Source organism: Pedobacter sp. D749 (assembly GCF_019317285.1).
Taxonomy (GTDB): Bacteria; Bacteroidota; Bacteroidia; order Sphingobacteriales; family Sphingobacteriaceae; genus Pedobacter.
Map to the genome: position 1 here is coordinate 544,633 of NZ_CP079218.1, position 16,792 is coordinate 561,424.

General features: G+C 37.2%; 19 protein-coding genes. 5 read left to right on the forward strand and 14 right to left on the reverse strand.

Annotation, left to right across the window (positions count from 1 at the left end):
• Positions 1-49 precede the first annotated feature (49 nt).
• Complete coding sequence (locus KYH19_RS02150; RefSeq protein WP_219077392.1) at positions 50-469, forward strand: organic hydroperoxide resistance protein; 420 nt, start codon at positions 50-52, stop codon at positions 467-469.
• A gap of 147 nt (positions 470-616) precedes the next feature.
• The gene (locus KYH19_RS02155; RefSeq protein ID WP_255562534.1) at positions 617-1,096 is read left to right on the forward strand and encodes a MarR family winged helix-turn-helix transcriptional regulator; all 480 of its coding nucleotides are present in this window, start codon (positions 617-619) and stop codon (positions 1,094-1,096) included.
• 35 nt (positions 1,097-1,131) lie between these two features.
• Here the strand turns inward: KYH19_RS02155 and KYH19_RS02160 are convergent, their stop codons facing one another.
• From KYH19_RS02160 to KYH19_RS02170, 3 genes are all read right to left on the reverse strand, one after another.
• The gene (locus KYH19_RS02160) at positions 1,132-2,049 is read right to left on the reverse strand and encodes a YihY/virulence factor BrkB family protein (RefSeq protein ID WP_219077393.1); all 918 of its coding nucleotides are present in this window, start codon (positions 2,047-2,049) and stop codon (positions 1,132-1,134) included.
• Positions 2,050-2,124: 75 nt separating this feature from the next.
• Positions 2,125-2,523: an META domain-containing protein gene (locus KYH19_RS02165; RefSeq protein ID WP_219077394.1), complete on the reverse strand. Its 399-nt coding sequence runs from the start codon at positions 2,521-2,523 to the stop codon at positions 2,125-2,127.
• Between the two features lie 82 nt (positions 2,524-2,605).
• Positions 2,606-3,124: a GNAT family N-acetyltransferase gene (locus tag KYH19_RS02170; RefSeq protein WP_219077395.1), complete on the reverse strand. Its 519-nt coding sequence runs from the start codon at positions 3,122-3,124 to the stop codon at positions 2,606-2,608.
• A gap of 499 nt (positions 3,125-3,623) precedes the next feature.
• Between KYH19_RS02170 and KYH19_RS02175 the strand changes: the two genes are divergently transcribed.
• Positions 3,624-4,415 (forward strand): hypothetical protein, encoded by a 792-nt coding sequence (locus KYH19_RS02175; RefSeq protein ID WP_219077396.1) that lies wholly within the window; start codon positions 3,624-3,626, stop codon positions 4,413-4,415.
• Between the two features lie 30 nt (positions 4,416-4,445).
• A complete protein-coding gene (locus tag KYH19_RS02180) occupies positions 4,446-5,189 on the forward strand; it encodes a hypothetical protein (protein WP_219077397.1) in 744 nt (247 codons plus the stop codon).
• Positions 5,190-5,273: 84 nt separating this feature from the next.
• On the opposite strand, the gene KYH19_RS02185 is transcribed toward KYH19_RS02180, so the two are convergent.
• From KYH19_RS02185 to KYH19_RS02210, 6 genes are all read right to left on the reverse strand, one after another.
• Complete coding sequence (locus KYH19_RS02185; RefSeq protein ID WP_219077398.1) at positions 5,274-5,882, reverse strand: alpha-ketoglutarate-dependent dioxygenase AlkB; 609 nt, start codon at positions 5,880-5,882, stop codon at positions 5,274-5,276.
• Positions 5,858-6,106 (reverse strand): Ada metal-binding domain-containing protein, encoded by a 249-nt coding sequence (locus tag KYH19_RS02190; RefSeq protein ID WP_219077399.1) that lies wholly within the window; start codon positions 6,104-6,106, stop codon positions 5,858-5,860. The genes KYH19_RS02185 and KYH19_RS02190 overlap by 25 nt, the downstream gene beginning before the upstream one ends.
• Entirely contained in the window at positions 6,103-6,951 is an 849-nt protein-coding gene (locus tag KYH19_RS02195; protein WP_219077400.1) for a methylated-DNA--[protein]-cysteine S-methyltransferase, read from the reverse strand. Before KYH19_RS02195 ends, KYH19_RS02190 begins: the two co-directional genes overlap by 4 nt.
• Before the next feature lie 91 nt (positions 6,952-7,042).
• Complete coding sequence (locus KYH19_RS02200) at positions 7,043-7,579, reverse strand: MepB family protein (RefSeq protein WP_219077401.1); 537 nt, start codon at positions 7,577-7,579, stop codon at positions 7,043-7,045.
• 31 nt (positions 7,580-7,610) lie between these two features.
• On the reverse strand, positions 7,611-7,949 hold the full coding sequence (locus tag KYH19_RS02205; protein ID WP_121282383.1) for a n-acetylglutamate synthase: 339 nt from the start codon (positions 7,947-7,949) through the stop codon (positions 7,611-7,613).
• A 106-nt stretch (positions 7,950-8,055) separates the two neighbouring features.
• Positions 8,056-8,415, reverse strand: coding sequence for a hypothetical protein (locus KYH19_RS02210; protein WP_121282386.1), 360 nt, complete (start codon positions 8,413-8,415; stop codon positions 8,056-8,058).
• Positions 8,416-8,653: 238 nt separating this feature from the next.
• Between KYH19_RS02210 and KYH19_RS02215 the strand changes: the two genes are divergently transcribed.
• The gene (locus tag KYH19_RS02215) at positions 8,654-9,001 is read left to right on the forward strand and encodes a single-stranded DNA-binding protein (RefSeq protein WP_132395054.1); all 348 of its coding nucleotides are present in this window, start codon (positions 8,654-8,656) and stop codon (positions 8,999-9,001) included.
• Positions 9,002-9,056: 55 nt separating this feature from the next.
• On the opposite strand, the gene KYH19_RS02220 is transcribed toward KYH19_RS02215, so the two are convergent.
• From KYH19_RS02220 to KYH19_RS02240, 5 genes are all read right to left on the reverse strand, one after another.
• Entirely contained in the window at positions 9,057-11,108 is a 2,052-nt protein-coding gene (locus KYH19_RS02220; protein ID WP_219077402.1) for a TonB-dependent receptor, read from the reverse strand.
• A gap of 81 nt (positions 11,109-11,189) precedes the next feature.
• On the reverse strand, positions 11,190-12,509 hold the full coding sequence (locus tag KYH19_RS02225) for a sorbosone dehydrogenase family protein (RefSeq protein WP_219077403.1): 1,320 nt from the start codon (positions 12,507-12,509) through the stop codon (positions 11,190-11,192).
• Between the two features lie 403 nt (positions 12,510-12,912).
• Positions 12,913-13,485, reverse strand: a complete 573-nt coding sequence (locus tag KYH19_RS02230; RefSeq protein WP_219077404.1) for a hypothetical protein — start codon at positions 13,483-13,485, stop codon at positions 12,913-12,915.
• Positions 13,486-13,861: 376 nt separating this feature from the next.
• The gene (locus KYH19_RS02235; protein WP_255562535.1) at positions 13,862-15,208 is read right to left on the reverse strand and encodes an ankyrin repeat domain-containing protein; all 1,347 of its coding nucleotides are present in this window, start codon (positions 15,206-15,208) and stop codon (positions 13,862-13,864) included.
• 9 nt (positions 15,209-15,217) lie between these two features.
• Positions 15,218-16,462 (reverse strand): ankyrin repeat domain-containing protein, encoded by a 1,245-nt coding sequence (locus KYH19_RS02240; RefSeq protein WP_219077406.1) that lies wholly within the window; start codon positions 16,460-16,462, stop codon positions 15,218-15,220.
• Positions 16,463-16,792: the final 330 nt, after the last annotated feature.

A 16,792-nucleotide genomic window follows, 5' to 3' on the forward strand; every position in this document is an offset into this window, starting at 1 on the left:
GTATCGTAAACGATATAATCGTTTACGATACAAATAAAAAAAATATAATATGAAAACGTTGTATGAAACAAGCGCTACCGTAACTGGCGGACGTAATGGAAAAATAACAAGTGAAAATGGTGTTTTAGAACTGGAAGTGAGAATGCCGAAGGAACTAGGTGGTACTGGTGAGGGATATACTAATCCTGAACAGCTTTTTGCTGCGGGTTATGCGGCCTGCTTTGATAGTGCGTTAAACTTAGTGATGCATCAGGATAAAGTGAAACCTGAAGGACCTTCTACTGTTAAAGCAAATGTTTCGCTCCATCCGGATGAAAAAGGAGGCTTCAGGTTAGGCGTTTCATTACAGGTGCACATCCCGGGAATGGATGCTACACAGGCGAAACAATTTGTAGAGAAAGCACATGCGGTATGTCCATACTCAAATGCGACACGTGGCAATATTGATGTTAAATTGGAAGTAATTTAATTATTGAATTAAGTAGAGTCGTGATAATAGATGAAGCGTTATTTCGACCGTAGTAGAGAAATCTTTTAAAATAGCTTAAAGATTTCTCTGCTCTGTTCTAGCTAAATTAACAACCGATTTTTGTGTTCACCGCAGATTTCGGAGAAAATGATTTACTTAGCTGAATATTTTATTGTTAAAGAAAAACTTGCGATGGAAATAGATGAGTCTTTAAAATTGGAAAATCAATTGTGTTTTCCACTTTATGCTGCTTCGAGGTTAGTAACAAAATGTTATCAGCCTGGGCTTGATGCCCTGGGCATAACCTATCCGCAATATCTGGTATTAATGGTGTTATGGGAAAACGATTCGGTTAACCTAAGCCTGCTTTCACAGAAATTGATGTTGCAATCGAACACTTTAACCCCTTTGCTTAAACGCATGCAGGAAACCGGACTTGTGGAGCGTGTGAGATCATTAAAAGATGAAAGAAGCATCGTGATATCGCTTACAGAAAAGGGATTGGCATTGAAAGAAAAAGCACCGGTTTTACGGGCTCAGCTTGGCGATCATCTGGGTATAAACCTTGAAGAAATTATCCAATTAAAAACCCTGCTTGATAAACTGATCAAAAACCTGGCGGTATAAATTAGGTTTACCAATTAAAAAGGTTTCATCTAGCCTTATTTTTCTGGTTCAACTTCGGTCAGCTCATAAGCAAACGACCCATTTTTAGGGATAATTGGCGTAGCCCTTCCAACGCTCAATGCTTTTATAAATGAAGCACCGAAATAGAATATCAATGAAGAATAGAATACAAAAAGCATAATTACGATAATGGATCCGGCTGATCCATAAATATTGCTGATGTTACTCAGTGGCAATAAAATCCTTAAAATATATTTTCCTACTGTAAAAAGGCAGCCGGTTAACAAGCCTCCGGAAATTGCTGCCCTCCACGTTGGACGTCCGTTTGTTAAATATCTGAAAAGTATTGTAAACCAGGTGGTTACGATGACTACAAAAACCAATTGGTTGATGATCGAAGTTAAGACTAATCCGAAAGAAGGAGCACCGTCTTTTAGATAGGCGCCAATAAATGCCTGCACACTATCGGCAAGTAAACCGATGAAAAATAATATGCCGGCAAATAAGATAATGGTAACAGATATTGCCCTTGATTTAAGTGTATTAACAATCCCTTTTTTATCTTTCTGGCCTATATTCCAAATCTGTTCTAAAGAATTTTTAATCACATTGAATAGCGTAGTAGCTACAAAAAGGAAAAATATAAAACTGAACAAAGTAACATACCAGGCCTGATCGATTCCCCGGATGTTTCTTAATGTAGTTCTGATCTGTAAAATACTTTCATTATCAAGAATACTAGCCAAACGTTCGAACAGGTGTGTAGCCAATAGCCGTCTATCAGTAAACATCCCGAATAGTCTGATGAGGATAATTAATATTGGAGGTAAAGCGAAATTGGTAAAAAAAGCAGTAGCACCGGCCAGACGTAAGGGATCATTCTGCTGAAATAAATTAAATGCTTTTCTTACGGTCGAGAAAAAAAACTTCAGATCTTGTATTATCGATGGCATTACTCCTGCGTTAAACTCAAAAGGCCGAAAATAGTAAAAATACTTTGTTCAGCCTTTTTTATAAATGTAAAGATTCTAATGTGTTTTACTGAAAACCATTAAGGTTTTATCGCCGTTCAACAGATATAGTTTATTATCAGCTATTTTAGCACTATTAACCTGATTAAGGGCATGTAAGTATGCGCGTTCAGCAGCATCAGTTTCCTGACAGAACATTTTTGTGCTAAAAACATTTTTAACGGTTATTTTATGATCAGCAATTTCTCCCTGTCCACCGTAACTGTTGCAGAACGATTTTCCGCTGAATTTAAGGCTGTCAGCAAAGTTTAACGTTGCTTTTGCTGTTGAGGGTAAAGTTAATCCTGGCAGCTCCGCTAATTCCCATTTGGTATTGGTAAAACTTGCCGGATCTAATTTTTCTTTACAGGAACTCAATAATAAGATCAACATTCCACAGTAAATAAGGTGTTTCATAACAAAGGTTTATATTATTTCCTTTTTAACATCAAAAACTAAACCATAAAAAGATAAAATTGACTTTTGATTAAAACCGTGCTTATTTTTCAATCTTCATCCAATGGTGTTTTATGCCATCGTAATCGAAAATAGAGATACGTTTTAAACCCACTTTTTCCAACACATGGATAGACCCCAGATTATTGATATCTGCAATACCAATAATCTCATTCAACTTTAGTTCATTAAAACCATAGTCCCGCGCTGCCAGTGCAGTTTCTGTAGCATAACCCTTTCCCCAAAACCGTTTGCTGAACCGATAACCCAGATCGTAATAATTAATATGGTTATTTGTAGCTTCTTTAATGAATTTTAATCCTGACCAGCCCACAAAGTTACCTGTTGCTTTTTCGATAACAGCCCATCTCCCGATACCATTTTCGTTATACTGTTTTCTTATAAATTCGATTTCTGCGAAACTTTGTTCGATTGATTTTACAGGTTTGTTGCCAAGATAAAGATGAACATCAGGGTCACTGTCCATTTCAAACATACCCTCAGCATCGGCAGGCATTAGTTCGCGTAAAATTAAGCGTTCGGTTTCAGCAAAAATCTTCATTTCTATGATCTTTTTTGATTAAAATTAGCATAAAATATGTAATATATGATGAAATGGGCTTTGCCTTGATCTGTGAAATCAGCGTGAAGCGATTAGCGTTTTGTTCCCGCAGATTTAAGAAGATTTGCGCATAGGATAAAGATGTAAAATGTAAGACGGATGATGGAATTGGATTCTACGGTGATCTGCGAAATCAGCATGAAGCGATTAGCGTTTTGTTCCCACAGATTTAAGAAGATTTGCGCAGATGGTTAAGAATGGATGGTGTAAGACGAATGATGGAATTTATTTAAATTTAACGCTGTGCGCTCTGTGCTTTTCTTTGTGATAAAAAATAATGGTTTAGCATATAGCACTAATATCTGATTTTCGGTTGAAAAATACGTCCAGTATCCCGCAAATCAAATTTTAAACGAAAGCCATAATTTTTTGCTGATTTTAATAACAGAAAAATAATTAAAGATTTTAAATTAGCGAAAATATATAAATAGCTATACTCATGAAAATTACGCTTTATGCACTATTACTTTCAGTTGTTTTATTCGGCTGCGGAGGCAATTCTGAAAAAACTTTTAAAGCACGCGCATTTGCGGCGAGTGATGATTTTAATGTATTTCCAAAATCAACAAAAGACATATTAAGCATTGTAAAAACCGATTCAGGAAAATTAGCGGCTGCCGATCGCTTTGCCATTAAATATAAGGATACTGTCATTACGATTGATGATGCGCCAAATGCTGAAACAAAGAAATTTAAGGTTGCTTCTTTTATCAATACGCAAAAAACAGCCGTATTGGTGCAGAGTGCAAATGAAAAAGACAAGATGGATCCTTTCTATATTGTTTATGTAAATGGCGGAAAAACAGAAGTGGTGAGTTTGAATAAGCCATCAAAAGGTGCTGAAGATAAAAAATATACAAATGGATTAGAGGAATTAACCAGGAGCAATCTATTGGTAAACAACGATTTCTTTATCACAACAATCAACTCAAGGGTTTACCCGATCAAGCGTCAAAAAGAAGATGAGCGCATCCAGGGGAAATTCTTTATGTATTCTAGCGATAAAACTACATTGGCATTTTTAACAGCCAATGCTTTATACCAGGTAAATACCAAAACCGGAGAAACTTTTAATCTACCTTTGCCTGCATCATTAACCAGTCAGCCTGAAACCTTGGTAGCAAATATTCAAAGAGACTATACTTGGGTGCCAAATGAGCACGGAACTTCATTCTTAAAGAAAAATGCTGATGATGACCGCATTGTAGATATTAAAGAGTTTAAGCACTAACTTGTCTTATTTTGCTTTTAATTACTCGCAATGAGCTTTTACGATAGATATATAAATGGTGAAACGCACAGTGTTTATACCGATATTGAAAAACTAGGAGAAGAGGCATTTTCTCCTGGTTACTATCCTGATGTTGAAAAGGTATTGACCGAGACCTTCCAAAGGGTTAGATTCAATCTTGAGGTTATCTACAAAGAACTTAAGAATATCAATTACGTTTTCTGGAAAGATAAGATGGGAAATGACGAGGCATTATCTGGTCCTTTCTCTGATAAGGATGATCGACTTCACATATTAATGCAGAGTGTTGAACCTGTGGGGAAATTACCTATATCGATGAAAATGTTTTACCAGATTGTTGGCTCCTGCAATTTTGCATGGAATTATCAAGATGCTCCAAAGATTCTGTGGGAGATGGCAGATCCGATTCAGATAGCACCTTTAACCGACTGTGTTTCGCAGGTTACTGACCCGTATTGGTTGAAAGAAATGGAAGAATACATACAAGATGACGATTTTGGCTTTGCTTTTTTGTATCTTTCTGCTGATAGCCTTCATAAAGATAATATTAGTGGGGGTGCTCCTTACGCTTTGCAGTTAAATAGGCAGAAAAGTATTGATGGTAAATTTTTAAACGAGCCTAATGACACTACTTTTATAAATTACTTGAGAATCTGTTTCGAGAAATGTGGTTTTCCTGGCATGTCTTCTGCAGATAATAAGATATTTCAGGAATTCTTCGATAAAGTAAAACCTCAATTACAGAAAATATAAACCTGCAAAATGTTTTGGTTTGTGAAGATACAAACTAAGTCCTAAGGATGACAATATTTTTTCTTTAAGTAAATCACATTTAATTTACACCATCATCGTTCTAAAGGTGAGGTTTACCCTTGGCCGATTTACTTTTTTAGTAGGAGGAAGGCGGTGAAGCCAATTCGTTTGCGTTTCATCTTTCATCACCAACAAACTGCCATGTTCTAAAAATAAAGTAACCGTTTCTTTGCTCTGCTTGTGTTTGAAAAGAAACCTCCTTTCGGCTCCAAAACTTAAAGATGCAATGGCAGAATTTTTCGCCAACGCTTTTTCATCATCACTGTGGTAAGCCATGCCTTCATCTCCGTTATGATATAAATTGAGCAGACAAGAGTTGTAAGTTTGGCCTGTTTGTTTTTCCGAAATTCTTTTGAGTTCAAGCAGTTCTTTTGTCCACGGTAAAGCTGTTTTAGATTTATTAGAATAGGTGTACGAATAGGACTCATCCCCATACCAGGCCACTTTTCTTTTGGTAATAATGTGTTTGCCCATAATAAACGCTTCATCATTTTTCCACTCAATCGTATTCATTAATGCATCGAAATAGTGATCAGCTTCTTTTTTTGAAAATAATTTTCCAAAATAATTAACCGTTCCACCGTGAGGAAGCAAGTTGTAGTTAATAGCTACCGTGCTGTTAAATAAATCCATTCTTTATATGCTGTTTTTAAGCAATGCCCACATGGACGATAGCCATGTTGAAGTGCTTCTTTTTCAGAACGAAAAAATATGCGGTTTTCTTTTTTCATCCGCTTTCCCGATCTACATTTAAGCAGTCCGTAAATTTTCAATCTGGCATTTCCGCCGAAGCAAATATCTTTGTTTTTAAAATGCTTTTTTAATTCTTCAGTTGAAATATCGACATGTTTAATCATGCGGAACTAACATTGGTTTTAGCTGCTTCCCAACCAATCATGGCTGTTTTCCGGTTCACTCCCCAATGGTAGCCACCCAAAGCACCGCTTGATTGTATTACCCGGTGGCAGGGAATGAGGAAGGCTACCGGATTATCGCCAATGGCTGTACCCACCGCTCTGGATGCGTTTGGATTTTGTAATTGTTTGGCAATGTTGCCATAAGTGGCTAATTTGCCCATGGGGATTTTTAACAGTGCTTCCCAAACTTTTAACTGGAAATCCGTTCCTTTTAAATGCAGTTTAATCTGCTGCAGTTTGCTCCAATCGTGACTGAAAATGTATAAAGCATTTTGCTGTTCTTTATCTAATAGCTGCTGATATTGAGCCACTGGGAACTGGAATTGCAGATTTGCAAAAGCAGTATTTTCATCGTCGTAAAAAGCGATATGGCAGATTCCTTTTGAGGTGCTGGCTACAATAACATTACCAAACGGACTTTCTGCAAAACTGTAATTGATACAAAGGTTTTCGCCACCGTTTTTATATTCGCCGGGTGTCATGCCTTCAATGTTTACAAAAAGATCGTGCAGTCTGCTGGTTCCCGATAAGCCTGTTTCTAATGCGGTATCGAATAAACTTTGGTTTTCTTTCAGCATTTCTTTCGCATAACCAATGCTAATGTATTGCAAAAAACGTTTAGGGGTGGTGCCAGCCCACTCGCTAAATAATCTTTGGAAATGAAAGGGGCTTAGGTTTACTTTTTTTGCTATTTCTTCTAAACCAGGCTGTATTTTGAAATTCTCTTTGATATAGCTTATGGCTTCAGCTATCCGGTTAAAATTGATTTCTTCTTGTGCTTTCATGGTCTTGAATAATTTATATCCAAAAGTAGTTTGGAAAGAAACGGCAAACCACCCGAAACTTGCTAAGTTTAACCAGGTCTTAAAATGCTGTTTATTGAATTCCGTTGTCAATTAATTTCTTCGCCTTTACAAGATCGGTATTTCCATTGATGTCAATCTGAAGAAAATAAGGCGTTTGCCATTGTTGGGTTTTCTCTGCCTGTTTATTGGTTACTATATCCCAGGGTGGATAAACCCTAATCCCTCTTTTACCTTCTATTCCTTTTGCAGTAATAATTTTATGCTTTGCCAATATGGCTTTTGGAAAAATGAACTGTCCTGATTGGCCGGTACTATTAGCAGATATTATCAATAGGTCAAATTCATCCTGATCTGTAAACGGAGTAGTAAATCCAGCCTCATCCCGTTTCCATATGGTTACAAATTGCCCCGTCTTGGTTGGGGTGATTTTAGAAAGGCGGTGTTTGATTCTTAGTCCGTTTAACTCAAAAGTGCAAGCTGCATATTCCTGACTTTCATTTTCAATTTGTAGATCGTTTATTTGATAATCAAGCGGGCTGTAAACTAAATCGGATGCGGTTAGCAATAGAGATGATAGCCGGTTTGTGAGATTTTCTTTTATAGGCATACCAATTCAAGAGATTTATCTGTAATTAAGTTTATTGCTCTTCAATGATAGATTGTCCTTTCGATTGATCTCCGGATGTCCACTGCCAGGTTTCATGGAGTCTGATTTTGCCATTGGCTAATTGCTCCGGCTTTGAATTGCAGATTCCAGTCATTAATTCTCCTTGTTTATTTACCTGATGGTAGCGCATTTCGATATTGCCATTTTCATCTACCAAGCCAATCAAATGGCCAAAAATAATCTTTCCACCCTCATATTCTGCTGTCAGGATATTTCCTGCTTGTTTATATCTAAAAATGGTTTCATTTGATGTTTCTCCATTTTCTGTATTATTTACCGGTTTAAAAAGCTTGTTATTATAGTTTATCATATTTGATAAAACTAATCATCTCCATTAGAATAAAAAAATCACAGGCCTGGCTTCCGCAAATTTTAGGTGTTTATAGAGTAAACCGAAGCATTTTAATGAGGCTAACCTAACCTAAGCTTTCTTCTCTTTTTACCAGCAGATAGTTATCATCATTTAGCGTTAAATAACCGTATTCATAACAGAAAATATAGGTGTTCCCATTGTGGGTTTCATAACAATAGGTGTGATATTCAAAATTAAAGCCTGCTGAAACCAGCTTTTTACCAGTAGTCTTTGTTTTTCCATTTGGATTAAGCGCAACAAGGATAGCACGATTCTTTTTTAGAATGTTATTTACCCTTTTAATCACGAGGTTATCCTCAATCTTTAAACGATTGTTGTAATTGCTGCGGCAAGAATCATCGCAGTATTTTTTATCGGCCCTTCCTCTAATCAGGGTTCCGCAGTCTAAACATAAACGTTCCATAATAATTTCTTTTTTATTATGGGATGATGTTCTAATTTATAAAATAAAAGTGGTGAATGAAAAAAAATAAAACATCGTATTGAAGGTTCGGGGGTATATTATCCGTGTATAAACGTTTATAAACGACTATAAATGTTTACAATCCGACTAATTTTTGGTGCAGTTTGCAATTTTGTCCTGTCGGTTATCGAGGTGATGACTGTTCGTTAAACATTTAGAAACTTAAAATTTAAAGATCATGGAAAGTGCAACTAACAAAGTAGTATTGAGCGGATTTGCAGGAGCAGATGCAGAGATTAAAACTTTTGGAACTCAAAAATTGGCAAAGGTTAACCTGGCCATAAACGAAACCTATAGAAATTCTGATGGTGAGGAAGTAAAAAGAGTACAATGGTTTAATTTAATTTTCTGGAATGCAAAAGCCGAGCTTGCCGAAGCTCAGGTTAAAAAGGGTACAGGCTTAACTGTAGAAGGCAGGTTACAAGCAAATGTTTATGATGGTACAGACGGGAAAAAGCGCTATGCAATAGAAATAGTAGTTAACGATGTGACCATCAGGGAAAGAGAAAAACAAGAAGCTTTTTAGCTTATCGTATTATCGCATCATATAGATGTTCAATTTATATGATGCGATTTAAAGGTTACAATTGAATAGAGAGGCCTGTATAAAAATTAATTCCCGGGGCTGAGTTAAAATACCTTCCATTGGCTGCGTTTAAGTCGTTGCCTAAGCTGTATTTCACGTTGAGCAGATTGTTTACCCCCGCAAATAGATCCAGATGAATTTTGTTAACGCTTAAATTTCTGATGCCGAATTTGCTTTCAACCAAATGATATCTTTTCGCAAAAACGGTATTGTTATCGTTTAAAGGGATTGAAGAGGTATAATTGTGTTGCACAAAAAGGTAAAATGCTTTCGGAAAATTAAACTCCAAACTATTCACTAAAATGCTTTCCGGAACTCCGGTAAGTTTGTTGCCGCTAAAATTAACAGTGCCATTTACAAAATCTTCAAATCTAAAATGGCTAAACGTGTAATTACATCTCCATTGTAAACCTGTTAAAAAAGAGGAATTATTTCTGATCATCCAAAGGATAGTTTCCAGTTCAATTCCCTGTTGTTTGGTTCCCCCGGCATTGATAAAATACTCGCTGTCGTTTTGATTTAACCTTCTAACAATAGCATCCTTCAAGCGGTAAGTGAATAAGTTTCCGGCAGCATAAAAGCGTTTGTTTTTGGTTTTATAACGCAGACCCAATTCATAATTCCAGCCGAGTTCTGCCTGCAGGTTATTATTGATATTGTTATCCGAAGACCTTACTTCTGCAATGGTTGGTGGCGAATAACCTTTACTTATTGATGCCCTAGCCGAAAAATCAGAAGTGATGAGATAAGATACTGCTGCCTTTGGCATAAACTGGGCATCGAATTTTCTTTGTTTTGAGGCAATAAAGACTGGGAAATAACTCTCGTAATTATACTTGTAGAAATTTAGGCTCGAAGCGAGTTCAATCAGAAATTTATTGTTGATATCGAAGTTTAACCTCAAGTAAGCAAAATCCTGACCGGCTTTTAAGCGGTCTGAAGCCTGCATTTTAGTAGCTTCACCACCGTTGTTATCGAAATTTTTAATCTGGCTTTTTGTGGCTGAATTTTCTAACCCGATCTGAGCGTTAAATTTGAAATCTTCTTTTGTCTGCGCGTATTCTAAAAATGTTCTTAAGCCGAATGTACTTTCATAACGCTGTTCGTAATTGGTAATAAAAGGGTTCTTGAAATCGGTATAAGAGGTGAATAAAGCAATCACGTGTTTTAACCGTTGGCTGATCTGATAGGAGTTAGCTATTCCCCCGAAAATGGTTTTATTGTAAATGGCAGCTTGCTGTGCAATGGCTCCGGGTAATGTTGGTGTTGCAGGGCGGGCCAGTTTAGGATCCTGATCTAATTGTGCAGTTGTTAAGCCACCAGGTGTTTCGTATTTTAAATCACTATAAAAAGCAAAAGCCTTTAAACTACCGGCATTACTATAATTCCATTGCTGCAAAGTTTGAAAATATTTTCTGCCCATTGAACTGTTTTGTCGATAGCCATCACTTCTCTGGTATCCTTCGCTGAAACTAAAACTGTAATTTTTATATTGCTGTTTGATCGATGCTGTTTGATGGAAGAGGCCATACGAACCGCCAGTAGCTGAAACGCTAATTTCATTACGGTTTATGGTTGGGGGATTAATTAAAATGGCACCACCTGTATTTGCGCCAAAAATATTGGCTTCCGGCCCCTTATAAATTTCCATCATACCTACTGCAGAAACATCTAATGCGTTTAGGTAGGTATTCCCACCCGCATCAGTTAAGGGGAAATCATCGATGTAAATTTTAATATTTCGTATGCCAAAAGGAGACCGGAGTAAACTGCCACGGAGCGATAAACGATAGCTACCAGGCGAACGTTCCTCCATCCGTACCCCAGGTACAGTGTTTAACATGCTCACTAATGAACTGCTGGGTTGGTTTTTTATTAAGCTACTATCTATAACATTTACAGCCGATACTGATCTTAATAAGGTTTGGTTATTATAATAACCCTTAACGGTAACTTCTTCGAGTTTTTTGATCGAATCAGGTTTAAGTGTCTGAGCTAAGCTCGTAAAAGAAAGTAGGATAAACAGTAAGGTAAAATTCGATTTCAAAATGGAAAGAGATTATTAGTTTAGCCACAAACCGGCAGATAAATTTACTACATATTCTGCTAGTCTGTGGCTGATGATAAATTATTTTACAGCTACTTTCCATACTACACCGCTAACATCGTCCGCAACCAGTAAAGCACCATCAGGCGTTAGGGTAACTCCAACCGGACGACCATAAACTTCTGCCTTATCTGTATCTGCGATAAAACCGGTTAAAAAATCTTCAGGTTTTCCTGTCGGTTTGCCGTCTTTAAAGGGTACGAATGCTACTTTATAGCCAGAAATTGCCGACCGGTTCCATGAGCCATGTTGACCAATAAATGCACCTCCCTGGTATTTTTTCGGAAACTTGTCACCTTTATAAAAAGCCAATCCTAAAGAAGCCGTATGTGCACCAACCGCAACATCCGGAGCAATTGCTTTTTTAACCATTTCAGGGTTTTTGCCTTTCAAGCGAGGATCTTCATTCTGGCCATAATAAGAGTACGGCCAACCATAAAAAGCACCTTGTTTAACACTCGTAATGTAATCTGGAACAAGATCATCGCCTAGTCCGTCCCGTTCGTTAACAGCTGTCCAAAGCATATTTGTTGATGGTGCCCAATCTATCCCAACAGGGTTTCGCAAACCACTGGCATAAATCTTTTCACCGGTTCCATCTGGATTAATTTCTAAAATATTGGCTCTTCTTACCTCATTTTCCATTCCGTTTTCACCTACATTACTGCCCGATCCTACAGTGATATAAATTTTGCTTTTATCTGCATTGGTAATGAGGTTTCTTGTCCAGTGGTTGTTGTATCCACCTGCCGGAAGGCTCAGGATTTTTTTACCTGTTGCTGTTATTTTGGTGTCGCCTGTTTTATAAGGATATTGCCACAAGCCATCGGTATTGGCTACATAAAATGAATTGCCAATAATCAGCATGCCGAAGGGCTGGTTCAAACCATTTAAAAAGGTGGTAACCGTTTCAGGTTTACCATCTTTATTCTCATCGCGGTATAGTAGAATCGTATTTGCACTTTTTCCTGGCACTTCTGATTTTGCCTTGCCTGTTACAGTATTGGCTACGGTTTCTACAGCACTTCTTTCTGAGTTGGAAAGTGCTACCAATACATCACCATTGGGCGCGATATAGGTATTGCGCGGACTTTTAATGTTGGCCGCAAATTTGGTTACTACAAAACCTTCTGGTGCAACAGGTGTTTTTCCATCTGGCCAGCCAATTACTTTGCTGAATTTATTTTTAGCGGCATTGGTATCTGGAGCTGGCAAATTTACTGCCCCGGTTCTGGTTGTTATGGTAGTATCTTCTCCCTGTTTTTGTGAATTGGAATTAGATTGACATCCAAAAAGGACGGCAATAGAAAGCATTGATACGTAAAAAATCTTGTTTTTCATGTTACCCGGTTTTTTGATTAACAATTTATCTCAAAAAATATAACATCGAAAACGGAGAGAAGTTTTTAGCGCTGGTATAATTGCTGCAAGACTGAATAATAAAAGGAAAGCACCCGAGAGCACCTTCCTGGAGAGCGCATATTATTTTCCCTATTTAATGCTATAATGATAGCAGGGAAGTATTTTTTATTCCTTTAAATTAAGTTCTTGATTGATCTGGAAAAATCAGTTCATCAAAGGATGATATAATTTGAGCTTGTAGGAGTGGAGTAAAGGAATTTGATCATAAATTTTCCGGCGTTAATTTGACAGCGATTAATTATCACTAAATTACAGTATCACACCTGATTTTTTAGTTAATTTTTGTTAAATCGTTTTTAACGCTACCCGATTTTTCTGGTATTTATTTTACCAGGTTTTCCTGTAATTTTTTCTCGATGTCTTTAGCATTTAGTAACAGTGCAGAGAATTGTGGATCGGATTTCACCAATAAGAATTTTCCGTTAGGGAGCACAATAGCTGAAGTACCGCAGGTGGTTGCCTCGTTAAATAATAGCTTTTTTAAAAATCCCGGATCTGTTTCTATTTCCAATCCTTTTGATTTAACCGGGCTGAAACTTTTTCCTTCCTCCCGGTATTGATAAATGGCAACTTTTGGTCTGGACTCGGCTTTTTCCTGAATTTTTTTTTGAAAGGTCCATCTTACATTGTTCAGGAATTCTGCGTTCTGATAGCTAAGGTCTTTCCAGCAGTAGTCTTTATTGAAATCGTATTTAATAATGATGGTATCTTTTAAAGCAAGCCTTTCATTTTGTTTTAAGAAATTATGCAGCGAATCGATCTGTGCCTCTGTTAGTGTGCCCGCCTGATAACGTTTGTTTTCGTCTACATACAATTTTGGAGAACAGGCATATAGAAAAAGGGAAAGAAAGAGAGAAGTAAATAACTGGATTTTGATTTTAGGGATAAATTTCATTTATGTGAGCATTAATGTCGATTTCCTGATCAGGAGAATTCTTAAAAATAAATTTAGAACTAAAAATTTATTAGACAATATTTTTCAGTAGAAAATTCGTCATTTCGACTGAAGCGTAGCGAAATGGAGAAATCTACCTCTATAGATCTCTCGACTAAATTGCGCTGTACTCAGGATTTGCAGTTTACATTAAAGCGGTCGTCATCTCGACTGGAGCAACGCGGAGTGGAGAGATCTACCTCGATAGATCTCTCGACTACGTTGCACTCCGTTCGAGATGACGACGTCTATGGGAAGTAATCTTTACAATTTTTCGGTTATCCATATTTTTTTTATGTAATAATTTTAAACTCGAAATGACGACCGCGGGATTAACTCAACCTTTTAAAATCTTAGCTTTCTCCGCATCAAATTCTTCCTGCGATAAAATTCCGGCGTCCAATAGCTCTTTTAAATCCAATAAGGCCTGTTTTTTTGCAGCTATATCATTTTTTGGAGCTTCAGTAGTATTTTCTGTTGATACTGTGCTTGTAGCCTGAACATTTGAGTTAGCCGCAGAACCGTATTTCAGCAAAAGTTCGGTAATTTCATTAAAGCCTTTAATATTTGAATAATCAATTGCCTTTTGCTCTTTCACATTCACAATGGAGGGATCTGCAGATTTTTCGAGTAAAAATTTAACCACATCTTTTTTACCGTTTGCAGCGGCATAATGTAAAGCTGTGTTTCCGCTTTCATCCTGAATATTAACATTTGCTCCTTTTTCCAATAACAATTTCAGCATGCTTAAGTGACCACTTTTAGCCGCAACATGTAACATGCTTTCCCCGCCGTAATTGTAATTGTTATCGAAAGAGAAACTGGCCGAAATGGAAATGTTATTGGCTGTTTCTACCCACTCAAGATAAGAATACATTGAATCATCATTACCTGAAAGTGGTTTGGCATAATTTACATCCACACCATTGGCTAAAAATAACTCTACAATTTCTTTCTGGTTATTGGCGCAGGCATACCAGATTGGCGATAATCCATTTTTTGAAGAGACAAATACATCTGCTCCTTTTTCTACAAGGATTTTGGTGAGCATCCTGTTGGCATCATAACAGGCAAGCAGTAGTGCCGATTCGCCATCGTGGTTAACATGGTTGATGTTTGCACCTTTATCGAGGATCAATTCGACCATTGGTGTATTTTTAGATTTAACTGCAAAAATTACAGGCGAATCTCCATGTTTATTTGTTGTATTGATGTTGGCGCCAAATTCCAGTAGTTTCTGAACCACTTCTTTATTTCTCCAGGCAGATGCAATGAGTAGGGGAGTTTCTGCTTCGTTATTTTCACTGTCAACATCCAGGCCTTTATCAAGCAGCTTTTCCAAAACCTCAATCTGCCCGTTTTGAGCAGTTAAATGCAGCAGACTATTACCTTTAAGGTCTTTGATATCGACCCTTGCACCTTTATCTAACAGATATAGCGCCGTTTGTTTCTGTTTTTGAAGGCAGGCAAAATAAAAGGGTGTTTCGCCATCATGGTCCTCATAGTCTAAATCTGCACCGCGGTCGATTAAAATTTTTACCAGGTCTAAATATCCATGATGTGCAGCGTAGTGCAGTGCTGTTCGGCCTTTTTCATCCGTATAACCTACTTCTACTTCATTATTGGCTAATAAAAGTTCAGCTATTTTCCGTTTGCCGCTTTCGCAGGCAATTATAAATGACATCGACATATATTAAGATTGTTTCATGAGCAGTTCAACAGTTTTTATTTTCAGGTTATCATCCGAGGCCAGCATTAAAGCCGTTTGATCCTTATCGTTGCTTAAAGTAATATCTGCTCCGTTTTCGATCAGGAGTTTCACTTTACGATAAGTTTCTTTTGCCTTTTCGGCTTCGTAATTTACGTTATAGGCGCAAACCTTATGTAACAGGGTATTTCCCTGATCATCCGTTCTGTTGATATCTACCTGTCCACTTTCCAGTACTGCTTCTAAAATATTGCCCTGTTTTTCAGCAATTACATCTAATGGAGTTTTATTTGCGCTGTACCAGGTACTGTTTTGATATAAATCGGCACCATCGTCAATCAGTTTTTTAAGGAAGTTGATGCTACTTTCGCTATTCGACATCATGCGTACATATTCGAATAGCAAAGTTTCTCCTTTTTTACTTATCTGATCAAACGCAGGGGTGTCAAAATTGCGGAGCGTGTCGTAAATGTTTTCACTTTGCGCATGTGCTACTGCATAGAAGAAAGCTGAATTTCCCTCCTGGTCGGTCTGGTTTGGATCTGCACCATTTTCAAGCAAGTGTGCGATTAAATTTTTCTTGTTAAATTTTATCGCGGTAATTAAAGGCGTTTCCTGTACAATATTGCCTTCGTTAATATCAACGCCTTCATTAACAAGAATATCGATATATCCTTTGAGTAAATCGCTGGTCTGCTCGTCATTCAGATTGTATCTGCGGAAATTGCTTTTTACTACCTGGTGGATGTAGTTTTCTTCGGCATTGTTTTTAAAATTAGTCGTGCATCCAGCATCGATACAGGCTTTTATTACGCCTAAACCAACTCCATTTTCGAAGAGATAGCTCAATAAAGTTTTTGCATTTACTTCATCGTTCAGGTTATCGAAGTGGCCAATAAATTCGTTGAAGAAAGCAATGTCTTCATCTTCGTTACCCAAATTGCGTACGATACTCTGAAAAATACTTTTATCAAAATTGTCGAATTCATAAATATCTGTTTCGATGGTTTTATCCTTTACCATCATATTTAGGATTTCGTACTGTTTTTCTTTGATGAGGTTATCGAAAATTGATGATTTCTGATGATCCTGTAGGTTTTTGGAGAGTTTTTCGCCGTTCTGCATCAGGCTTTTAGCTTCGTCAAATTTTCGGGCATTTAACTGTTGATCTAAGGTAGTTTCGGTCATTTCAATTAAAATTTTTAAAATAGATAGATATATTTGCTTCACGCTACAAAAGTTTAGCCAAAGAATTTGCGTAATCTAAAACTATCTGGAATGTTGCAGAGAATCAGAATGATAAAGAATGTCTTGTTAGTCGCTTATTTTTTGGAAAGCAGTTGAAGTGTTCTATAGGTTAATTTCTTCCTGCTCTACCTTCTGCCATGAAAAATGGCATTCGTTCGATCAGGTTTAGTTGGGGTAGTTTTCTGCTACTATGCCGGTTTTCTGTGGCACAGCCTTAGGTTTATAGCCCTGATGGGAACGGGCATCCTGATTTTTTCCATCGGGATAAAGCGGAGAGCAGGACTACCTTTAAAAATAGCGAAGGACATTGCG